This is a genomic window from Wenjunlia tyrosinilytica, from assembly GCF_014646055.1.
GTDB classification, from domain to species: Bacteria; Actinomycetota; Actinomycetes; order Streptomycetales; family Streptomycetaceae; genus Wenjunlia; species Wenjunlia tyrosinilytica.
Genome location: NZ_BMMS01000004.1, coordinates 247,510 through 265,923, shown reverse-complemented (window position 1 = coordinate 265,923; position 18,414 = coordinate 247,510). Strand labels below are relative to the sequence as shown.

At 66.8% G+C, this 18,414-nt stretch carries 28 protein-coding genes and 1 pseudogene; 28 read left to right on the top strand and 1 reads right to left on the bottom strand.

The features are described 5' to 3' along the window. The first annotated feature begins 4 nt into the window (after positions 1-4). Positions 5-2,113 carry an elongation factor G gene (fusA, locus tag IEY86_RS06675; protein WP_189130574.1) on the top strand — a complete coding sequence of 703 codons (2,109 nt, stop codon included), beginning with the start codon at positions 5-7 and terminating at the stop codon, positions 2,111-2,113. Positions 2,114-2,314: 201 nt separating this feature from the next. Beyond that, positions 2,315-3,508 (top strand): elongation factor Tu, encoded by a 1,194-nt coding sequence (tuf, locus tag IEY86_RS06670; protein WP_189130573.1) that lies wholly within the window; start codon positions 2,315-2,317, stop codon positions 3,506-3,508. A 77-nt stretch (positions 3,509-3,585) separates the two neighbouring features. Here tuf and IEY86_RS06665 read toward each other — a convergent pair. Then, positions 3,586-4,172 (bottom strand): annotated as a pseudogene (locus IEY86_RS06665) (Uma2 family endonuclease). A gap of 566 nt (positions 4,173-4,738) precedes the next feature. On the opposite strand from IEY86_RS06665, the gene rpsJ reads away from it, so the two are divergent. The 26 genes from rpsJ to rpmJ all read left to right on the top strand — a co-directional run bounded on the left by rpsJ (position 4,739) and on the right by rpmJ (position 18,356). Beyond that, positions 4,739-5,047 (top strand): 30S ribosomal protein S10, encoded by a 309-nt coding sequence (gene rpsJ / locus IEY86_RS06660; RefSeq protein ID WP_014144312.1) that lies wholly within the window; start codon positions 4,739-4,741, stop codon positions 5,045-5,047. Between the two features lie 14 nt (positions 5,048-5,061). Beyond that, positions 5,062-5,706 carry a 50S ribosomal protein L3 gene (rplC, locus tag IEY86_RS06655; protein WP_189130572.1) on the top strand — a complete coding sequence of 215 codons (645 nt, stop codon included), beginning with the start codon at positions 5,062-5,064 and terminating at the stop codon, positions 5,704-5,706. Positions 5,707-5,710: 4 nt separating this feature from the next. Then, on the top strand, positions 5,711-6,409 hold the full coding sequence (gene rplD / locus IEY86_RS06650; protein WP_189130571.1) for a 50S ribosomal protein L4: 699 nt from the start codon (positions 5,711-5,713) through the stop codon (positions 6,407-6,409). Continuing rightward, positions 6,409-6,744 carry a 50S ribosomal protein L23 gene (gene rplW / locus IEY86_RS06645; RefSeq protein WP_189130570.1) on the top strand — a complete coding sequence of 112 codons (336 nt, stop codon included), beginning with the start codon at positions 6,409-6,411 and terminating at the stop codon, positions 6,742-6,744. Before rplD ends, rplW begins: the two co-directional genes overlap by 1 nt. 39 nt (positions 6,745-6,783) lie before the next feature. Beyond that, a complete protein-coding gene (gene rplB / locus IEY86_RS06640; RefSeq protein WP_189130569.1) occupies positions 6,784-7,620 on the top strand; it encodes a 50S ribosomal protein L2 in 837 nt (278 codons plus the stop codon). A gap of 11 nt (positions 7,621-7,631) precedes the next feature. Continuing rightward, positions 7,632-7,913, top strand: a complete 282-nt coding sequence (gene rpsS / locus IEY86_RS06635) for a 30S ribosomal protein S19 (RefSeq protein WP_014178772.1) — start codon at positions 7,632-7,634, stop codon at positions 7,911-7,913. 43 nt (positions 7,914-7,956) lie between these two features. Continuing rightward, entirely contained in the window at positions 7,957-8,304 is a 348-nt protein-coding gene (gene rplV / locus IEY86_RS06630; RefSeq protein WP_189130636.1) for a 50S ribosomal protein L22, read from the top strand. Next, positions 8,304-9,140 carry a 30S ribosomal protein S3 gene (gene rpsC / locus IEY86_RS06625; protein WP_189130568.1) on the top strand — a complete coding sequence of 279 codons (837 nt, stop codon included), beginning with the start codon at positions 8,304-8,306 and terminating at the stop codon, positions 9,138-9,140. The genes rplV and rpsC overlap by 1 nt, the downstream gene beginning before the upstream one ends. A 5-nt stretch (positions 9,141-9,145) precedes the next feature. Beyond that, the gene (rplP, locus tag IEY86_RS06620) at positions 9,146-9,565 is read left to right on the top strand and encodes a 50S ribosomal protein L16 (RefSeq protein WP_189130567.1); all 420 of its coding nucleotides are present in this window, start codon (positions 9,146-9,148) and stop codon (positions 9,563-9,565) included. Beyond that, positions 9,565-9,792, top strand: coding sequence for a 50S ribosomal protein L29 (rpmC, locus tag IEY86_RS06615; protein WP_189130566.1), 228 nt, complete (start codon positions 9,565-9,567; stop codon positions 9,790-9,792). Before rplP ends, rpmC begins: the two co-directional genes overlap by 1 nt. After that, on the top strand, positions 9,792-10,097 hold the full coding sequence (rpsQ, locus tag IEY86_RS06610) for a 30S ribosomal protein S17 (protein ID WP_189130565.1): 306 nt from the start codon (positions 9,792-9,794) through the stop codon (positions 10,095-10,097). Before rpmC ends, rpsQ begins: the two co-directional genes overlap by 1 nt. Positions 10,098-10,193: 96 nt before the next feature. After that, a complete protein-coding gene (gene rplN, locus IEY86_RS06605) occupies positions 10,194-10,562 on the top strand; it encodes a 50S ribosomal protein L14 (RefSeq protein ID WP_018382557.1) in 369 nt (122 codons plus the stop codon). A 3-nt stretch (positions 10,563-10,565) separates the two neighbouring features. Continuing rightward, positions 10,566-10,889, top strand: a complete 324-nt coding sequence (gene rplX, locus IEY86_RS06600; protein WP_189130564.1) for a 50S ribosomal protein L24 — start codon at positions 10,566-10,568, stop codon at positions 10,887-10,889. Then, positions 10,889-11,449, top strand: a complete 561-nt coding sequence (rplE, locus tag IEY86_RS06595; RefSeq protein ID WP_189130563.1) for a 50S ribosomal protein L5 — start codon at positions 10,889-10,891, stop codon at positions 11,447-11,449. Before rplX ends, rplE begins: the two co-directional genes overlap by 1 nt. A gap of 2 nt (positions 11,450-11,451) precedes the next feature. Continuing rightward, positions 11,452-11,637, top strand: coding sequence for a type Z 30S ribosomal protein S14 (locus IEY86_RS06590; RefSeq protein WP_003956452.1), 186 nt, complete (start codon positions 11,452-11,454; stop codon positions 11,635-11,637). A 323-nt stretch (positions 11,638-11,960) separates the two neighbouring features. Continuing rightward, positions 11,961-12,359, top strand: coding sequence for a 30S ribosomal protein S8 (gene rpsH, locus IEY86_RS06585; protein ID WP_189130562.1), 399 nt, complete (start codon positions 11,961-11,963; stop codon positions 12,357-12,359). Positions 12,360-12,381: 22 nt separating this feature from the next. Continuing rightward, positions 12,382-12,921: a 50S ribosomal protein L6 gene (gene rplF, locus IEY86_RS06580; RefSeq protein WP_189130561.1), complete on the top strand. Its 540-nt coding sequence runs from the start codon at positions 12,382-12,384 to the stop codon at positions 12,919-12,921. Between the two features lie 3 nt (positions 12,922-12,924). Beyond that, entirely contained in the window at positions 12,925-13,308 is a 384-nt protein-coding gene (gene rplR / locus IEY86_RS06575) for a 50S ribosomal protein L18 (RefSeq protein ID WP_189130560.1), read from the top strand. 44 nt (positions 13,309-13,352) lie between these two features. After that, the gene (gene rpsE / locus IEY86_RS06570; RefSeq protein WP_189130559.1) at positions 13,353-13,958 is read left to right on the top strand and encodes a 30S ribosomal protein S5; all 606 of its coding nucleotides are present in this window, start codon (positions 13,353-13,355) and stop codon (positions 13,956-13,958) included. A gap of 2 nt (positions 13,959-13,960) precedes the next feature. Further along, entirely contained in the window at positions 13,961-14,143 is a 183-nt protein-coding gene (gene rpmD, locus IEY86_RS06565) for a 50S ribosomal protein L30 (RefSeq protein WP_189130635.1), read from the top strand. 1 nt (position 14,144) lies between these two features. Beyond that, the gene (gene rplO / locus IEY86_RS06560; protein WP_189130558.1) at positions 14,145-14,600 is read left to right on the top strand and encodes a 50S ribosomal protein L15; all 456 of its coding nucleotides are present in this window, start codon (positions 14,145-14,147) and stop codon (positions 14,598-14,600) included. A gap of 252 nt (positions 14,601-14,852) precedes the next feature. Further along, positions 14,853-16,163 (top strand): preprotein translocase subunit SecY, encoded by a 1,311-nt coding sequence (gene secY / locus IEY86_RS06555; protein ID WP_189130557.1) that lies wholly within the window; start codon positions 14,853-14,855, stop codon positions 16,161-16,163. Next, a complete protein-coding gene (locus tag IEY86_RS06550; RefSeq protein WP_189130556.1) occupies positions 16,163-16,834 on the top strand; it encodes an adenylate kinase in 672 nt (223 codons plus the stop codon). Before secY ends, IEY86_RS06550 begins: the two co-directional genes overlap by 1 nt. Positions 16,835-16,961: 127 nt before the next feature. Continuing rightward, positions 16,962-17,798, top strand: coding sequence for a type I methionyl aminopeptidase (map, locus tag IEY86_RS06545; RefSeq protein ID WP_189130555.1), 837 nt, complete (start codon positions 16,962-16,964; stop codon positions 17,796-17,798). Between the two features lie 165 nt (positions 17,799-17,963). Continuing rightward, a complete protein-coding gene (gene infA / locus IEY86_RS06540) occupies positions 17,964-18,185 on the top strand; it encodes a translation initiation factor IF-1 (RefSeq protein WP_018382544.1) in 222 nt (73 codons plus the stop codon). A gap of 57 nt (positions 18,186-18,242) precedes the next feature. Beyond that, positions 18,243-18,356 (top strand): 50S ribosomal protein L36, encoded by a 114-nt coding sequence (gene rpmJ, locus IEY86_RS06535; protein WP_003956441.1) that lies wholly within the window; start codon positions 18,243-18,245, stop codon positions 18,354-18,356. Positions 18,357-18,414 lie beyond the last annotated feature (58 nt).

Sequence of the window (18,414 nt, the reverse complement as noted above, 5' to 3'; positions counted from 1 at the left end):
CCATATGGCCACCACTTCTGTTGACCTGGCCAGGGTCCGCAACATCGGGATCATGGCCCACATCGACGCGGGCAAGACCACCACCACCGAGCGCATCCTGTTCTACACCGGTGTGACGTACAAGATCGGTGAGGTCCACGAGGGCGCCGCCACGATGGACTGGATGGAGCAGGAGCAGGAGCGCGGCATCACGATCACGTCGGCCGCGACGACCTGTCACTGGTCGCTCGAAGACGTCGACCACACCATCAACATCATCGACACCCCGGGCCATGTCGACTTCACCGTCGAGGTGGAGCGCTCGCTGCGCGTGCTCGACGGTGCCGTGACGGTGTTCGACGGCGTCGCCGGTGTGGAGCCGCAGTCCGAGACGGTGTGGCGCCAGGCCGACCGCTACGGCGTTCCCCGCATCTGCTTCGTGAACAAGCTGGACCGCACCGGTGCGGAGTTCCACCGCTGCGTCGACATGATCGTCGACCGCCTGGGTGCGACCCCGCTGGTCATGCAGCTGCCGATCGGTGCCGAGGCCGACTTCAAGGGCGTCGTGGACCTGGTCGCCATGAAGGGCCTGGTCTGGTCCGCCGAGGCCGCCAAGGGCGAGATGTACGACGTCGTCGACATCCCGGCCACGCACACCGAGGCCGCCCAGGAGTACCGCGACAAGCTCCTGGAGACCATCGCCGAGGCCGACGAGGAGATGATGGAGCTGTACCTCGAGGGCACCGAGCCCACCGAGGAGCAGCTGATCGCGGCCATCCGCCGCGCCACCATCGGCCGCCACGTCACCCCGGTCTTCTGCGGCACCGCGTTCAAGAACAAGGGTGTCCAGCCCCTGCTCGACGCGGTCGTGCGCTACCTGCCCTCCCCGCTCGACATCGAGGCCGTCGAAGGCCACAAGGTCGGCGACGAGGAGACGGTGCTCACCCGCAAGCCGAGCAACGAGGAGCCCTTCTCGGCCCTCGCCTTCAAGATCATGAGCGACCCGCACCTGGGCCGTCTCACCTACCTGCGCGTCTACTCCGGCGTCCTCGAGTCCGGCACCCAGGTGCTGAACTCGGTCAAGGGCCGCAAGGAGCGGATCGGCAAGATCTACCGCATGCACGCGAACAAGCGTGAGGAGATCGCCAGCGTGGGTGCCGGTGACATCGTCGCCGTCATGGGTCTGAAGGACACCACCACCGGTGAGACGCTGTGCGACGCGTCGAACCAGATCATCCTCGAGTCCATGAACTTCCCGGCCCCGGTCATCCAGGTGGCCATCGAGCCGAAGTCCAAGGGCGACCAGGAGAAGTTGGGCGTCGCCATCCAGCGCCTCGCGGAGGAGGACCCGTCCTTCCAGGTCCACACCGACGAGGAGACCGGCCAGACCATCATCGCGGGTATGGGCGAGCTGCACCTCGACGTGCTGGTCGACCGTATGAAGCGCGAGTTCAAGGTCGAGGCCAACGTCGGTAAGCCGCAGGTGGCGTACCGCGAGACCATCCGCAAGGCGGTCGAGCGGATCGACTACACGCACAAGAAGCAGACCGGTGGCTCCGGTCAGTTCGCGAAGGTGCAGATCGCCGTGGAGCCGCTCGAGGGCGGCGACGGCAACTACGAGTTCGTGAACAAGGTCACTGGTGGCCGCATCCCCCGCGAGTACATCCCCTCGGTGGACGCCGGCTGCCAGGAAGCCATGGAGTTCGGCGTGCTCGCCGGCTACCCCCTCGTGGGTGTCCGCGTCACGCTGCTCGACGGCGCCTACCACGAGGTGGACTCCTCCGAGCTCGCCTTCAAGATCGCCGGTTCCATGGCGTTCAAGGAGGGTGCTCGCAAGGCCAGCCCGGCTCTGCTCGAGCCGATGATGGCCGTCGAGGTGACCACGCCCGATGACTACATGGGCGACGTCATCGGCGACTTGAACTCCCGCCGCGGCCAGATCCAGGCCATGGAGGAGCGTCACGGCGCCAGGGTCGTCAAGGCCCTCGTTCCGCTGTCGGAGATGTTCGGCTACGTCGGCGACCTCCGCAGCAAGACCTCGGGTCGGGCCAGCTACTCGATGCAGTTCGACTCCTACGCCGAGGTTCCGCGCAACGTCGCGGAGGAGATCATCGCGAAGGCCAAGGGCGAGTAACACAACGTTGCTCAGGCTTTAGGCTGGAGCTCAAGGCTCGGGACAAACCGCCGCACATCGCACGCGACGTGCGGCGGGGTCCCGGTAGCCGGCCCCCAATAAGCGAAGCGGCCAAGGGCATCCCCCTCGGGGTCCTGGCCGGTTCGGTGAAGACCACCTGACGTCGTACGGCGTACAGAACCACTCCACAGGAGGACCCCAGTGGCGAAGGCGAAGTTCGAGCGGACTAAGCCGCACGTCAACATCGGCACCATCGGTCACATCGACCACGGTAAGACGACCCTTACCGCGGCGATCACCAAGGTGCTGCACGACGCGTACCCGGAGCTGAACCCCTTCACGCCGTTCGACCAGATCGACAAGGCGCCGGAGGAGCGGCAGCGCGGTATCACCATCTCTATCGCGCACGTCGAGTACCAGACCGAGTCGCGTCACTACGCGCACGTCGACTGCCCCGGTCACGCCGACTACATCAAGAACATGATCACCGGTGCCGCCCAGATGGACGGCGCGATCCTGGTGGTCGCCGCGACCGACGGCCCGATGCCGCAGACCAAGGAGCACGTGCTCCTGGCCCGCCAGGTCGGCGTTCCGTCCATCGTCGTCGCGCTGAACAAGGCCGACATGGTGGACGACGAGGAGATCCTGGAGCTCGTCGAGCTCGAGGTCCGCGAGCTGCTCTCCGAGTACGAGTACCCGGGCGACGACATCCCGGTCGTGCGCGTCTCGGCGCTGAAGGCGCTCGAGGGCGACAAGGAGTGGGGCGAGAAGCTGGTCGGCCTGATGCACCAGGTCGACGAGGCCATCCCCACCCCCGAGCGTGACATCGACAAGCCGTTCCTCATGCCGATCGAGGACGTCTTCACGATCACCGGCCGCGGCACCGTCGTGACCGGTCGTATCGAGCGCGGTGTGCTCAAGGTCAACGAGACCGTCGACATCGTGGGCATCAAGCAGGAGAAGACCACCACCACGGTCACCGGCATCGAGATGTTCCGCAAGCTGCTCGACGAGGGCCAGGCCGGTGAGAACGTCGGTCTGCTCCTGCGCGGTATCAAGCGCGAGGACGTCGAGCGCGGCCAGGTCATCATCAAGCCGGGTTCGGTCACGCCGCACACCGACTTCGAGGCCCAGGCCTACATCCTGTCGAAGGACGAGGGCGGTCGCCACACCCCGTTCTTCAACAACTACCGCCCGCAGTTCTACTTCCGTACCACGGACGTGACCGGCGTGGTGACCCTCCCCGAGGGCACCGAGATGGTCATGCCGGGCGACAACACCGCCATGACCGTTGAGCTGATCCAGCCCATCGCCATGGAGGAGGGCCTGAAGTTCGCCATCCGTGAGGGTGGCCGGACTGTCGGCGCCGGTCAGGTCACCAAGATCCTCAAGTGACCCGGCGCTCCTAGGAGCACCCAGCGAGGGGGCCCGCACGACTCGGTCGTGCGGGCCCTTGCGTGTGTCGTGACCGGCTAGGGGTAGCGGGGAAGGTTCTCGGTGGAGATCGTCCACTCGCCGATCGTGATGCCCTCGCCGTACACGAAGTCCTTCCGGGTCGCGTAACGGGGTCCGCCCGGGGTGGGGTGGATGTCGGAGAGTACGGCCCCCTCGCCCGTGCGCGGATCGAAAATCACGTAGAGGGGGATGCCCAGCAGCGGATAGTCCCGTGTCTTCCCCGACCAGTCGTTGTCGGGGTTGGACCGCGACACCACTTCGATGGCGGCGATGAGGGTGCGCGGGTCGAAGGAACCCTCACCTCCATGTCCGCCTCGGCGATCACCATGATGTCCGGGTGCCGCATCACGCCCTCGTGCATGTCCTCCACGTCGGGCGTTCCGGTGTGGGCCAGCAGCCCGTCCGGCATGACCTTCTCCAGGCGGCGGCTGATACGGGCGGCGGTCAGCTCGTGCGGCCGCCCGGGCGAGATCATGTCGTGAACGATCCCTTCCTTGGTGATCTCCAGCTTGCCGGGAACGCCCTCCCGCATGCGCTCGACGATGTCCCGCATGGCCGGGTAGCGCAGGGCATCGCACTCCGCGTGATCCGGGGCGATCGTCATGGCGTTCGCTCCCTTCTGTGGCAGCGGCCGGAGAGCTCGAATTTCATGCTGGTCGCGAGGAACGACGCCGCCGCTCGGCCGGCGTCGCACGGTGCTGTGCGTGGGAGGTGGGCCGGTTGCGCCTGCGAACTCCGAGTCCGGTCGGTCGCCGGCCGCCACCGCGCGTGAACCCGGGGGTTGACCCGTACCTGCGTGGGGTACCCTGCTCCGCCCCGATTGGCGGTAGGCGCAGCCGGTATGGCACACTGTTCCAGTTGCTCGGTTGAGCGCCGATGCTGCGCGCCTCCCGTCGGGAGGACCGGAAGCAAGTCCCACAGTATTCGTCGTCCCTGCGCGGGGCGGAAGTACGGGAATCTTCCGGGAAGTGTCAGCGGGGTGCCGGCCAGGCGCCCGGTGGATTGTCTTCCCCGGACCGCGGTCAAGCGCCGTATTCCTTCTTCGAGGGATCTCCCATGCGGAGAACTGCGAGAAGGGGTGCGACACGCCCGACCGCGTGGGTCGGAGAAGACGGGTAATGCGCCGGGTTCCAGAGCGTTTATCCCTAGAGACAGGACTACGAAGCAGCCATGGCGGGACAGAAGATCCGCATCCGGCTCAAGGCCTACGACCACGAGGTCATCGACTCCTCGGCGAAGAAGATCGTCGAGACGGTGACGCGTACTGGTGCGCAGGTCGCGGGCCCGGTGCCGCTGCCCACTGAGAAGAACGTGTACTGCGTCATCAAGTCGCCGCACAAGTACAAGGACTCGCGCGAGCACTTCGAGATGCGCACTCACAAGCGCCTCATTGACATCCTCGACCCCACGCCGAAGACCGTCGACTCGCTCATGCGTCTCGACCTGCCGGCCGGTGTCGACATCGAGATCAAGCTCTGAGGGACGCACCAGTAATGGCTAAGCAGATTAAGGGCGTCCTGGGCGAGAAGCTCGGCATGACCCAGGTCTGGGACGAGAACAACCGGGTCGTCCCGGTGACCGTCGTCAAGGCCGGGCCCTGCGTCGTGACCCAGGTCCGCACAGCAGACGCCGACGGCTACGAGGCCGTCCAGATCGCCTTTGGCGAGATCGACCCCCGCAAGGTGAACAAGCCCCTCAAGGGCCACTTCGAGAAGTCCGGCGTGACCCCGCGCCGCCACCTCGTCGAGCTGCGCACCGCTGACGCGACCGAGTACACCCTGGGCCAGGAGATCACCGCCGAGGTGTTCGAGTCCGGTGTCAAGGTCGACGTGACCGGCACCAGCAAGGGCAAGGGCTTCGCCGGTGTCATGAAGCGCCACAACTTCCGTGGCCTCGGCGCCGGACACGGCACCCAGCGCAAGCACCGCTCCCCGGGCTCCATCGGCGGCTGCGCCACCCCGGGCCGCGTGTTCAAGGGCATGCGCATGGCCGGCCGTATGGGCAACGAGCGGGTCACCACCCAGAACCTGACCGTCCACGCCGTTGACGCGGAGAAGGGCCTGCTGCTCATCAAGGGCGCGGTTCCTGGTCCGAACGGCGGCCTCGTCCTGGTCCGCACCGCGGCCAAGGGGGCTTGAGGTAATGAGCACCATTGACATCCTTTCGCCGGCCGGCGACAAGACCGGGACCGTCGACCTCCCCGCGGAGATCTTCGACGTGCAGGTCAGCATCCCGCTGATCCACCAGGTCGTCGTCGCCCAGCTGGCCGCTGCCCGCCAGGGCACGCACAAGACCAAGACCCGTGGCGAGGTCCGCGGCGGTGGCAGGAAGCCGTACCGTCAGAAGGGCACCGGCCGCGCCCGTCAGGGCTCGACCCGCGCCCCGCAGTTCGCCGGTGGTGGCGTCGTGCACGGTCCCGTGCCGCGCGACTACTCGCAGCGCACGCCCAAGAAGATGAAGGCCGCCGCCCTGCGCGGTGCCCTCTCCGACCGGGCCCGCCACAACCGCATCCACGTCGTCTCCGGCGTGGTCGAGGGCGCCGCCTCCACGAAGGCCGCCAAGACGCTGTTCGGCAGGATCAGCGAGCGCAAGAACGTGCTCCTGGTCGTCGAGCGCAGCGACGAGGCCGCGTGGCTGTCCGCCCGCAACCTGCCCCAGGTGCACATCCTGGAGCCGGGCCAGCTCAACACGTACGACGTGCTCATCTCCGATGACGTGGTCTTCACCCAGGCCGCCTTCGAGCGGTTCGTGTCCGGTCCTTCCGCCGACCAGGCGGGTAGCGCAGCCGAGTCCGCCACCGCCGTCGCCCGCGAGAGCGAGCTCGAAGGGAGCGACGCCTGATGAGTGAGGCGACTGTCGGGACCACTGTCACGAGCAAGACGTACACGGACCCCCGTGACATCCTGCTCAAGCCGGTGATCTCCGAGAAGAGCTACGCGCTGCTCGACGAGAACAAGTACACGTTCATCGTCGACCCGCGGGCCAACAAGACCCAGATCAAGCAGGCCGTCGAGGCGGTCTTCTCGGTCAAGGTCCTGGGCGTGAACACCATCAACCGGCAGGGCAAGCGCAAGCGCACCCGCACCGGTTTCGGGAAGCGCAAGGACACCAAGCGCGCCATCGTGACGCTGGCTGAGGGCGAGCGCATCGACATCTTCGGCGGCCCGGTCTCCTAAGGGAGTCCGAGTCGTCCGATATCGGACGAGGACTGAGAAATGGGTATCCGCAAGTACAAGCCGACGACCCCGGGCCGTCGTGGCGCCAGCGTCGCCGACTTCGTCGAGATCACGCGGTCCACGCCGGAGAAGTCGCTGGTCCGCCCGCTGCACAGCAAGGGCGGTCGTAACAACGCCGGTCGCGTGACCGTTCGCCACCAGGGCGGCGGCCACAAGCGTGCGTACCGCGTCATCGACTTCCGCCGTCACGACAAGGACGGCGTGCCGGCCAAGGTCGCTCACATCGAGTACGACCCCAACCGCACCGCGCGCATCGCGCTCCTGCACTACGCAGACGGCGAGAAGCGCTACATCCTCGCCCCGGCCAAGCTGGGCCAGGGCGACCGGATCGAGAACGGCCCCGGCGCCGACATCAAGCCGGGCAACAACCTCCCGCTGCGGAACATCCCGGTGGGTACCGTGATCCACGCCATCGAGCTGCGGCCCGGCGGCGGCGCGAAGATCGCCCGTTCCGCGGGATCTTCCGTCCAGCTGCTGGCCAAGGAGGGCGCCTACGCCCACCTGCGCATGCCGTCCGGCGAGGTCCGGCTGGTCGACATCCGCTGCCGCGCCACCGTTGGCGAGGTCGGCAACGCCGAGCAGTCGAACATCAACTGGGGCAAGGCCGGCCGCATGCGCTGGAAGGGCGTCCGCCCGACCGTTCGTGGTGTCGCGATGAACCCGGTGGACCACCCGCACGGTGGTGGTGAGGGCAAGACCTCTGGTGGTCGCCACCCGGTGTCTCCGTGGGGCCAGAAGGAAGGCCGCACGCGCAGCCCGAAGAAGGCGAGCAGCAAGTACATCGTCCGCCGCCGCAAGACGAACAAGAAGCGCTAGGAGCAGTCTCGATGCCGCGCAGTCTGAAGAAGGGGCCCTTCGTCGACGACCACCTGATCAAGAAGGTGGACGTCCAGAACGAAGCCGGCACCAAGAACGTCATCAAGACCTGGTCCCGCCGCTCGATGATCGTCCCGGCGATGCTGGGTCACACGATCGCGGTGCACGACGGCCGCAAGCACGTCCCGGTGTTCGTCACCGAGTCGATGGTCGGCCACAAGCTCGGCGAGTTCGCGCCGACCCGCACCTTCCGTGGCCACGAGAAGGACGACCGCAAGTCGCGTCGTCGCTGACGGCCTCTGAAGGAACACGACTGAGATGAGCAAGGGGACAGCAATGGAAGCCAGGGCCCAGGCGCGGTACATCCGCGTCACGCCCATGAAGGCCCGCCGTGTGGTGGACCTCATCCGTGGCCTGCCGGCCACGGAGGCGCAGGCGGTCCTGCGATTCGCTCCGCAGGCCGCGAGCGAGCCGGTTGGCAAGGTGCTTGACAGCGCCATCGCGAACGCCGCGCACAACTACAACCACAACGACGTGGACTCGCTGTTCATCAGCGAGGCGTACGTCGACGAGGGGCCGACCCTGAAGCGGTTCCGTCCGCGGGCCCAGGGCCGCGCCTACCGGATCCGCAAGCGCACCAGCCACATCACCGTGGTCGTCGCCTCCAAGGAAGGGACCCGGTAATGGGCCAGAAGGTTAACCCGCACGGGTTCCGGCTCGGCATCACCACGGACTTCAAGTCCCGGTGGTACGCCGACAAGCTGTACAAGGACTACGTCAAGGAAGACGTCGCCATCCGCCGGATGATGACGACGGGCATGGAGCGGGCCGGTATCTCGAAGGTTGAGATCGAGCGCACCCGCGACCGCGTCCGCGTCGACATCCACACCGCCCGGCCGGGCATCGTCATCGGCCGCCGCGGCGCGGAGGCCGACCGCATCCGGGGCGACCTCGAGAAGCTGACCGGCAAGCAGGTCCAGCTGAACATCCTCGAGGTCAAGAACCCCGAGATCGACGCCCAGCTCGTCGCGCAGGGCGTGGCCGAGCAGCTGTCCTCCCGCGTGTCCTTCCGCCGTGCCATGCGCAAGGCGATGCAGGGCTCGATGAAGGCCGGCGCCAAGGGCATCAAGATCCAGTGCGGTGGCCGTCTCGGCGGCGCCGAGATGTCCCGGTCGGAGTTCTACCGCGAGGGCCGTGTGCCGCTGCACACGCTCCGCGCGAACGTCGACTACGGCTTCTTCGAGGCCCGCACCACCTTCGGCCGCATCGGCGTGAAGGTGTGGATCTACAAGGGCGACGTCAAGAACCTCCGCGAGGTTCGCGAGGAGAACGCCGCCGCCCGCGCCGGCAACCGTCCGCCGCGCGGTGGTGGCAACGACCGTCCGCGCCGCGGTGGCGAGCGCGGTGAGCGTGGCGGCCGTGGCCGCAAGCCGCAGCAGCAGTCCGCGGAGTCGGCCCCCAAGGCCGAGGCTCCCGCGGTTGAGGCTCCGGCTGCTGAGAGCACCGGAACGGAGGCCTGACCGTCATGCTGATCCCTCGCAGGGTCAAGCACCGCAAGCAGCACCACCCGAAGCGGTCGGGCATGGCCAAGGGCGGCACCGAGCTCGCCTTCGGCGAGTACGGCATCCAGGCCGTCACCCCGGCCTACGTGACGAACCGGCAGATCGAGTCCGCTCGTATCGCCATCACCCGTCACATCCGCCGAGGCGGCAAGGTCTGGATCAACATCTACCCGGACCGTCCGCTGACGAAGAAGCCGGCCGAGACCCGCATGGGTTCCGGCAAGGGTTCTCCGGAGTGGTGGATCGCGAACGTCAAGCCCGGTCGGGTGATGTTCGAGCTGTCCTACCCGAACGAGAAGGTTGCTAAGGAGGCGCTGACCCGCGCCGCCCACAAGCTTCCGATGAAGTGCCGGATCGTCCGGCGCGAGGCAGGTGAGTCGTGATGGCGGCGGGGACGACCAAGGCGTCCGAGCTGCGCACACTTGGTGACGAGGAACTGGTCACCAAGCTGAGCGAGGCCAAGGAGGAGCTGTTCAACCTCCGCTTCCAGGCGGCGACCGGACAGCTCGACAACCACGGTCGGCTCAAGGCCGTCCGCAAGGACATCGCCCGGATCTACACCCTGATGCGGGAGCGCGAGCTCGGCATCGAGACGGTGGAGAACGCCTGATGAGCGAGAAGAATGTGACTACAGCGAACACCAGCGGCTCCGCCGCGGGGAACGAGCGCGGTTTCCGCAAGACCCGTGAGGGTCTCGTCGTCAGCGACAAGATGGACAAGACCGTCGTCGTCGCTGTCGAGGACCGTGTGAAGCACGCGCTGTACGGCAAGGTCATCCGCCGTACCAACAAGCTCAAGGCCCACGACGAGCAGAACGCTGCGGGCGTCGGCGACCGTGTCCTCCTGATGGAGACCCGGCCGCTGTCCGCGACGAAGCGCTGGCGCGTCGTCGAGATCCTCGAGAAGGCCAAGTAATCACCTGAGGGTTCCCCTCAGGACCGTTCCGTCAGGCTCGGTCGGCTCCCCGCGCGGGAGTCGGCCGGGAACCGGCGCGACAACCAGGAGATAGACGTGATCCAGCAGGAGTCGCGGCTGCGTGTCGCCGACAACACGGGTGCCAAGGAGATTCTCTGCATCCGCGTGCTCGGCGGCTCGGGTCGGCGCTACGCAGGCATCGGTGACGTCATCGTGGCCACCGTCAAGGACGCGATCCCCGGTGGCAACGTCAAGAAGGGCGATGTCGTCAAGGCTGTCGTCGTGCGGACCGTGAAGGAGCGCCGCCGCGTCGACGGCTCCTACATCCGCTTCGACGAGAACGCCGCCGTCATCCTCAAGAACGACGGTGACCCCCGCGGTACCCGCATCTTCGGCCCCGTGGGGCGCGAGCTGCGCGAGAAGAAGTTCATGAAGATCATCTCGCTCGCTCCGGAGGTGCTGTAACCGATGAAGATCAAGAAGGGCGACCTGGTCCAGGTCATCACCGGCAAGGACAAGGGCAAGCAGGGCAAGGTCATCGTGGCCTACCCGACTGAGAACCGTGTCCTGGTCGAGGGTGTCAACCGGGTCAAGAAGCACACCAAGGCCGGTCAGACCGCTCGCGGCTCGAAGACCGGCGGGATCGTCACGACCGAGGCCCCGATCCACGTGAGCAATGTTCAGCTCGTCGTGGAGAAGGACGGCAAGAAGGTCGTCACCCGCGTCGGTTACCGCTTCGACGACGAGGGCAACAAGATCCGCGTTGCCAAGCGGACCGGTGAGGACATCTGATGACTGCTACCGCTACGCAGCCGCGTCTGAAGACGCGCTACCGCGAAGAGATCGTCGGGAAGCTCCGCGAGGACTTCAAGTACGAGAACGTCATGCAGGTGCCCGGTCTGGTCAAGATCGTGGTCAACATGGGTGTGGGCGACGCCGCCCGCGATTCCAAGCTGATCGAGGGCGCCATCCGCGACCTCGCCACGATCACGGGTCAGAAGCCGGCCGTCACCAAGGCCCGCAAGTCCATCGCGCAGTTCAAGCTGCGTGAGGGTCAGCCGATCGGTGCGCACGTCACCCTCCGCGGTGACCGCATGTGGGAGTTCCTGGACCGCCTCCTGTCGCTCGCGCTTCCGCGCATCCGCGACTTCCGCGGTCTGTCGCCGAAGCAGTTCGACGGCCGGGGCAACTACACCTTCGGTCTCACGGAGCAGGCGATGTTCCACGAGATCGACCAGGACAAGATCGACCGGGTCCGGGGCATGGACATCACCGTGGTGACCACGGCGACCAACGACGATGAGGGCCGCGCTCTCCTGCGTCACCTCGGCTTCCCGTTCAAGGAGAACTGACCGTGGCGAAGAAGGCTCTGATCGCTAAGGCCGCCCGCAAGCCCAAGTTCGGTGTGCGCGCGTACACCCGCTGCCAGCGCTGCGGCCGTCCGCACTCCGTCTACCGCAAGTTCGGCCTCTGCCGTGTGTGCCTCCGTGAGATGGCGCACCGCGGCGAGCTGCCGGGCGTGACCAAGAGCTCCTGGTAGTCCGTCCGTCCGGTCCCCGCCGCCGTCCCTCCGAGGACGGCCGGCGGGCGGCCGGGTGGATCCGGATCACTGGGAACTCTCGGTAAGCACTTCCTGGTCGGCGCAGTCCGCCCACCGCCGCCCCGTGAAGGGGCGGCGGCAAGGAAGCCCTTTTTGCTCGCGTAGAGTAGAAGGGTTGGGTTCCGTCGCCCTGACCGCCCGTGGGCGGAGCTCGCACAAGAACGCTTACTACGCCGTAGGTCCCCGCACCGCACCCGTCCCGACTTGTCGGGGAGAGGGATGGCGCATATAGGAAACCGCGGCGAGAGAGGCCCAAGGCCATCATGACCATGACCGACCCGATCGCAGACATGCTCACACGTCTGCGCAACGCGAACTCGGCTTACCACGACTCCGTCGTGATGCCGTTCAGCAAGATCAAGTCGCACATCGCGGAGATCCTCCAGCAGGAGGGCTACATCCAGGGCTGGAAGGTCGAGGACGCCGAGGTGGGCAAGAACCTCGTCGTCGACCTGAAGTTCGGGCCGAACCGCGAGCGCTCGATCGCCGGCATCAAGCGTATTTCCAAGCCGGGCCTGCGGGTCTACGCAAAGTCCACCAACCTGCCGAAGGTCCTCGGCGGCCTGGGCGTGGCGATCATCTCCACGTCCCAGGGCCTCCTGACCGGCCAGCAGGCCGCCAAGAAGGGTGTGGGCGGGGAAGTCCTCGCCTACGTCTGGTAACACGGGAAACGGAGGTTTAGCCATGTCGCGTATTGGACGGCTGCCCATCCCGGTTCCCGCCGGCGTGGACGTCACCATCGATGGCCGGACGGTCCAGGTGAAGGGCCCCAAGGGCTCCCTCTCCCACACCGTTGCCGCGCCGATCGAGATCGCAAGGGACGAGGACGACAAGCTCGTTGTCACCCGTCCCAACGACGAGCGTCAGTCCAAGGCCCTGCACGGCCTGTCGCGGACGCTGGTGGCGAACATGATCACCGGCGTGACCGCGGGCTACCGCAAGTCCCTCGAAATCAGCGGTGTTGGTTACCGCGTGGCAGCGAAGGGCTCCAGCCTGGAGTTCTCGCTGGGGTACAGCCACCCCATCGTCGTCGAGGCCCCGGAGGGCATCTCCTTCCAGGTCGAGTCGCCGACCAAGCTTCACGTGGACGGCATCGACAAGCAGAAGGTCGGCGAGGTTGCCGCGAACATCCGCAAGCTGCGCAAGCCCGACCCGTACAAGGCCAAGGGCGTGAAGTACGCGGGCGAGGTCATCCGCCGCAAGGTCGGAAAGGCTGGTAAGTAAGCCATGGCAGTCGGTGTGAAGATCGGCAAGGGCAAGGCCTACAAGGGCAACGCCCGCAAGCGCCGTCACATCCGCGTCCGCAAGCACGTGTCGGGTACGCCCGCGCGTCCGCGCCTGGTCGTGACCCGCTCCAACCGCCACATCGTGGCGCAGGTCGTCGACGACATCGCGGGCCACACGCTGGCTTCGGCGTCCACGCTGGACACGTCCATCCGTGGTGCCGAGGGCGACAAGAGCGAGGCGGCCAAGAAGGTCGGCCGGCTCGTCGCCGAGCGTGCCAAGGCCGCCGGTGTCGAGACTGTCGTGTTCGACCGCGGTGGCAACCAGTACGCCGGGCGCATCGCCGCCCTGGCGGACGCCGCCCGCGAGGCCGGGCTCCAGTTCTGAGCCGGTTCCGTAGCTAGCGGAAGCAACGAAGAGAGGTAATTCCAATGGCTGGACCCCAGCGCCGCGGTGGCGGCGCCGGTGGCGGCGAGCGGCGGGACCGGAAGGACCGGCGGGACGGCGGCGCCGCCGCCGAGAAGACCGCTTACGTCGAGCGCGTGGTCGCGATCAACCGCGTCGCCAAGGTTGTGAAGGGTGGTCGTCGCTTCAGCTTCACCGCGCTGGTCGTGGTGGGCGACGGTGACGGCACCGTGGGTGTCGGTTACGGCAAGGCCAAGGAGGTGCCGGCCGCCATCGCCAAGGGTGTGGAGGAGGCCAAGAAGCACTTCTTCAAGGTCCCCCGTATCCAGGGCACCATCCCGCACCCGATCCAGGGTGAGGAGGCGGCCGGCGTCGTTCTGCTGAAGCCGGCTTCCCCCGGTACCGGTGTCATCGCCGGTGGCCCGGTGCGTGCCGTGCTCGAGTGCGCGGGCATCCACGACGTGCTGAGCAAGTCCCTCGGCTCGTCGAACCCGATCAACATCGTGCACGCCACGGTGGCGGCTCTGCGTGGCCTTCAGCGCCCCGAGGAGATCGCGGCCCGCCGCGGTCTGCCGCTCGAGGACGTCGCTCCCGCGGCTCTGCTGCGTGCGCGCGCCGGGGCGGGTGCATGAGCATGGCCCGTCTCAAGATCACGCAGACGAAGTCCTACATCGGCAGCAAGCAGAACCACCGTGACACCCTGCGTTCGCTCGGGCTCAAGCGCCTGCACGACGTGGTCGTCAAGGAGGACCGCCCGGAGATCCGCGGCATGGCCCGCACTGTGCGCCACCTCGTCACGGTCGAGGAGGTCGACTGACATGGGTGCTGACAACCCGCTGAAGGTCCACCACCTGCGTCCGGCCCCCGGCGCCAAGACCGCCAAGACCCGTGTGGGTCGTGGTGAGGCGTCCAAGGGCAAGACCGCCGGTCGTGGCACCAAGGGCACCAAGGCCCGCTACCAGGTTCCGGAGCGCTTCGAGGGTGGGCAGATGCCGCTGCACATGCGGCTGCCCAAGCTCAAGGGCTTCAAGAACCCGTTCCGCACCGAGTACCAGGTCGTGAACCTGGACAAGCTGGCCGCGCTGTACCCGGAGGGGGGCGAGGTCACTGTCGCCGGCCTCGTCGCCAAGGGCGCGGTGCGCAAGAACCAGCTCGTCAAGGTGCTCGGCACCGGCGAGATCACCGTGGCGCTGCAGGTGACCGTTGACGCGGTCTCCGGCTCCGCCAAGGAGAAGATCACCGCCGCCGGCGGCACTGTCACCGAGCTCGTCTGAGCCCGATGACGGCCGTTTGACGCCACAGCCGGGGATGTCCCTTCCACAGGGGCATCCCCGGCTTGTCGTTCCTAGGGCGGCGTCCTCGCCGGTAAGGTGGCGGACGCTGCTTGTTTCCGGTCGGTACGTGTCGTCCGGGGTCTTGCTCAAACCTTGCAATAAGAAATCATGTAATCGCCGTCCGGTGCGACAGCTGCCGCACCGATTCACCATCACCTCTCCGCCCACTGGGCGAGAGACGCAGGAGGCACCGTGCTCACCGCGTTCGCCCGGGCGTTCAGGACGCCCGACCTGCGCAAGAAGCTGCTGTTCACGCTGGGCATCATGGTGCTGTTCCGCCTCGGAGCTCACATCCCCGTACCCGGCGTCGACTTCCAGGCCGTGAAGTACTGCGTCAACGCGACCAATACCTCTGGTCTGTTCGGGCTGGTGAACCTGTTCAGTGGCGGTGCGCTTCTCCAGCTGACGATCTTCGCGCTGGGGATCATGCCGTACATCACGGCGAGCATCATCCTGCAGCTGCTGACCGTGGTGATCCCCCGCCTCGAGGCCCTCAAGAAGGAGGGCCAGGCCGGCACGGCCAAGATCACGCAGTACACCCGCTACCTGACGATCGGGCTCGCGGTGCTCCAGGCCACCGGCCTGGTGGCGACCGCCCGCAGCGGGCAGCTCTTCTCGGGCTGCAACCGCGCGACCGAGATCGTTCCCGACACCTCCATGTTCCGGATCGTCACGATGGTCATCGTGATGACCTCCGGCACCTCTGTGATCATGTGGCTCGGTGAGCTCATCACCGACCGCGGCATCGGCAACGGCATGTCGATCCTGATGTTCCTGTCCATCGCAGCCGGCTTCCCGGGCGCCCTGTGGGCGATCAAGAAGCAGGGCACGATCGGCGACGGCTGGGTCGAGTTCTTCGCGGTCTGCGCGGTCGGCCTGGCGATGGTCGCGCTGGTGGTCTTCGTCGAGCAGGCCCAGCGGCGGATCCCCGTGCAGTACGCGAAGCGGATGATCGGACGGCGCGCCTATGGCGGTACGTCCACTTACATCCCTTTGAAGGTGAACCAGGCGGGTGTGATTCCTGTCATCTTCGCGTCGTCGCTGCTCTACATCCCGGCTCTACTCGTGCAGTTCAGCGGCTCGAATGCGGGCTGGGCGAACTGGATTAGGGCCAATTTCGTCAAGGGTGACCACCCCTATTACATCATTACGTACTTTTTGCTCATTGTGTTCTTCGCCTTCTTCTACGTGGCGATCTCCTTCAACCCTGAGGAAGTCGCCGACAACATGAAGAAGTATGGTGGGTTCATCCCGGGCATCCGGGCGGGCCGACCCACCGCGGAGTACCTGAGCTACGTGCTGAACCGCATCACCTGGCCGGGTTCGCTGTACCTGGGTCTGATCGCTCTCGTCCCGACGGTGGCACTGGTGCTGTTCAACGCGAACCAGAACTTCCCGTTCGGTGGAACAAGCATCCTGATCATCGTGGGTGTCGGCCTGGAGACCGTGAAGCAGATCGAGAGCCAGCTCCAGCAGCGCAACTACGAAGGGTTCCTCCGCTGATGCGTATCGTCCTCGTCGGGCCGCCTGGGGCAGGCAAGGGTACCCAGGCGCAGTTCCTCGCCAAGGAGCTGGCCATCCCGCACATCTCCACGGGTGACCTCTTTCGCGCGAACATCAGCCAGGGCACCGCCCTGGGCAAGGAAGCCCAGTCCTACATGAAGCAGGGCCTCCTCGTTCCGGACTCGGTCACCATCGCGATGGCGAAGGACCGTCTCCAGAAGCCGGACACCGGGAACGGGTTCCTGCTGGACGGGTTCCCGAGGAATCTGCACCAGGCCGAGGCGCTGGACGAGTTCCTCCGCGAGCAGAACATCGGCCTGGACGCGGTGCTGGACCTGGAGGTCCCCGAGGACGAGGTCGTGAAGCGGATCGCCGGCCGGCGCATCTGCCGCAACGACAGCAGCCACGTCTTCCACGTCGTCTACGGCCCTCCGAAGGCCGAGGGCGTGTGCGACGTGTGCGGCGGTGAGCTCTACCAGCGCGAGGACGACAACGAGCAGATCGTGCGCCGCCGCCTGGAGGAGTACCACAACCAGACCGAGCCGATCATCGGCTACTACAAGAACCAGGGGCTGGTGAAGACGATCTCCGCCCTGGGCAAGGTCGACGAGGTGACCGAGCGGGCGCTGGACGCCTTGAAGTCGAGGACGCAGGAGTCCGGCGCCGCCTGAGCGGTGAGTGCGCGCTCCTGAGCGATGTGTGAGTACGGCCGCGGTGCCCTGCTGGGCGCCGCGGCCGTAATCTTGAGTGGGGCGGCGGTCGGCCGCTGCCCGTGAGTGGCTGGAAGGGCGAAGGCGCATGGTGGAGATCAAGACCCCCGAGCAGATCGCGAAGATGCGCGAGGCCGGGCTGGTCGTCGCGCGCATCCACCAGGCCTGCGGGGAGGCGGCCGTGCCGGGCGCCACCACCAAGGACCTGGACGACGTCGCCCGCAAGGTGCTCGCCGACCACGGCGCCAAGCCGAACTTCCTCGGCTACGGCGGCTTCCCGGCCACGATCTGCACCTCGGTCAACGAGGTCGTGGTCCATGGGATCCCCGGCACCGGCACCGTCCTGAAGGACGGCGACATCATCTCCATCGACGCGGGCGCGATCGTGGACGGCTGGCACGGCGACGCCGCGTTCACCGCGTTCGTGGGCGAGGGGCACGCTCCGGAGCTGCACGAGCTCAGCCGGGTGACGGAGGAGTCGATGTGGGCCGGTATCGCCGCGGTCCGCAAGGGCAACCGGCTCGTGGACATCTCCAAGGCCATCGAGGGCTACATCCGCCGCCAGCCGCGTCCCGCCTGCGGCAAGTACGGGATCGTCGAGGACTACGGCGGCCACGGCATCGGCTCGGCCATGCACATGGACCCGCACCTGCTGAACTACGTGGACCGCCGGCGCGGCCGAGGCCCCAAGCTGGTCCCGGGGTTCTGCATCGCCATCGAGCCCATGGTGAGCCTGGGCACCTCCCGCACCCATGTGCTCGAGGACGACTGGACGGTCAAGACCGACGACGGCAGCTGGTCCTCGCACTGGGAGCACTCGGTCGCGCTCACCGAGGAGGGCCCCCTGGTGCTGACCGCGGTGGACGGCGGCAGGGCCAAGCTCGCCGAGTACGGCATCCAGACCGCCCCGGATCCGGCAGCGTAATGATCTTCAGCGGTGGGCAGCATTCCCAGTGACGGGGCCCTCGGGCCCTCGATTCGTCATTCGGCATGCCCTGACGTAGACTGATGCGTCGGCTCACGTGTGCCCGCACGCCCGCGTATGGGCGCGCGTCAGCCGACCAAGGTAGCCGATCTCGGAAGGCGAAGCGTGCCCAAGAAGCAAGGGGCCATCGAAATCGAGGGCACCGTGATCGAGTCTCTGCCGAACGCGATGTTCAGGGTGGAGCTCCAGAACGGGCACAAGGTCCTCGCGCACATCAGCGGCAAGATGCGGATGCACTACATCCGTATCCTTCCTGACGACCGGGTCGTCGTGGAGTTGTCTCCCTACGACCTGACGCGCGGACGGATCGTCTACCGCTACAAGTAGATCGCCGCCGCCCCGATCGCTCGGGGCTTCGGCACGACCCGGAGAACCTCACATCACATGAAGGTCAAGCCGAGCGTCAAGAAGATCTGCGACAAGTGCAAGGTGATCCGCCGCCACGGCCGGGTCATGGTGATCTGCGACAACCTGCGCCACAAGCAGCGCCAGGGCTGACGCACCACCGCACTCGCGGCTTCTTCTCAGCGACGCGTTCAACACGTTCATACGCAGT

What these genes read in the sequence shown, in the direction of transcription:
- fusA (WP_189130574.1), top strand. Translation starts at nt 5, where the DNA reads ATGGCCACCACTTCTGTTGACCTGGCCAGGGTCCGCAACATCGGGATC.
- rpsJ (WP_014144312.1), top strand. Translation starts at nt 4,739, where the DNA reads ATGGCGGGACAGAAGATCCGCATCCGGCTCAAGGCCTACGACCACGAG.
- rplC (WP_189130572.1), top strand. Translation starts at nt 5,062, where the DNA reads ATGGCTAAGCAGATTAAGGGCGTCCTGGGCGAGAAGCTCGGCATGACC.
- rplD (WP_189130571.1), top strand. Translation starts at nt 5,711, where the DNA reads ATGAGCACCATTGACATCCTTTCGCCGGCCGGCGACAAGACCGGGACC.
- rplW (WP_189130570.1), top strand. Translation starts at nt 6,409, where the DNA reads ATGAGTGAGGCGACTGTCGGGACCACTGTCACGAGCAAGACGTACACG.
- rplB (WP_189130569.1), top strand. Translation starts at nt 6,784, where the DNA reads ATGGGTATCCGCAAGTACAAGCCGACGACCCCGGGCCGTCGTGGCGCC.
- rpsS (WP_014178772.1), top strand. Translation starts at nt 7,632, where the DNA reads ATGCCGCGCAGTCTGAAGAAGGGGCCCTTCGTCGACGACCACCTGATC.
- rplV (WP_189130636.1), top strand. Translation starts at nt 7,957, where the DNA reads ATGGAAGCCAGGGCCCAGGCGCGGTACATCCGCGTCACGCCCATGAAG.
- rpsC (WP_189130568.1), top strand. Translation starts at nt 8,304, where the DNA reads ATGGGCCAGAAGGTTAACCCGCACGGGTTCCGGCTCGGCATCACCACG.
- rplP (WP_189130567.1), top strand. Translation starts at nt 9,146, where the DNA reads ATGCTGATCCCTCGCAGGGTCAAGCACCGCAAGCAGCACCACCCGAAG.
- rpmC (WP_189130566.1), top strand. Translation starts at nt 9,565, where the DNA reads ATGGCGGCGGGGACGACCAAGGCGTCCGAGCTGCGCACACTTGGTGAC.
- rpsQ (WP_189130565.1), top strand. Translation starts at nt 9,792, where the DNA reads ATGAGCGAGAAGAATGTGACTACAGCGAACACCAGCGGCTCCGCCGCG.
- rplX (WP_189130564.1), top strand. Translation starts at nt 10,566, where the DNA reads ATGAAGATCAAGAAGGGCGACCTGGTCCAGGTCATCACCGGCAAGGAC.
- rplE (WP_189130563.1), top strand. Translation starts at nt 10,889, where the DNA reads ATGACTGCTACCGCTACGCAGCCGCGTCTGAAGACGCGCTACCGCGAA.
- rpsH (WP_189130562.1), top strand. Translation starts at nt 11,961, where the DNA reads ATGACCATGACCGACCCGATCGCAGACATGCTCACACGTCTGCGCAAC.
- rplF (WP_189130561.1), top strand. Translation starts at nt 12,382, where the DNA reads ATGTCGCGTATTGGACGGCTGCCCATCCCGGTTCCCGCCGGCGTGGAC.
- rplR (WP_189130560.1), top strand. Translation starts at nt 12,925, where the DNA reads ATGGCAGTCGGTGTGAAGATCGGCAAGGGCAAGGCCTACAAGGGCAAC.
- rpsE (WP_189130559.1), top strand. Translation starts at nt 13,353, where the DNA reads ATGGCTGGACCCCAGCGCCGCGGTGGCGGCGCCGGTGGCGGCGAGCGG.
- rpmD (WP_189130635.1), top strand. Translation starts at nt 13,961, where the DNA reads ATGGCCCGTCTCAAGATCACGCAGACGAAGTCCTACATCGGCAGCAAG.
- rplO (WP_189130558.1), top strand. Translation starts at nt 14,145, where the DNA reads ATGGGTGCTGACAACCCGCTGAAGGTCCACCACCTGCGTCCGGCCCCC.
- IEY86_RS06550 (WP_189130556.1), top strand. Translation starts at nt 16,163, where the DNA reads ATGCGTATCGTCCTCGTCGGGCCGCCTGGGGCAGGCAAGGGTACCCAG.
- map (WP_189130555.1), top strand. Translation starts at nt 16,962, where the DNA reads ATGGTGGAGATCAAGACCCCCGAGCAGATCGCGAAGATGCGCGAGGCC.
- rpmJ (WP_003956441.1), top strand. Translation starts at nt 18,243, where the DNA reads ATGAAGGTCAAGCCGAGCGTCAAGAAGATCTGCGACAAGTGCAAGGTG.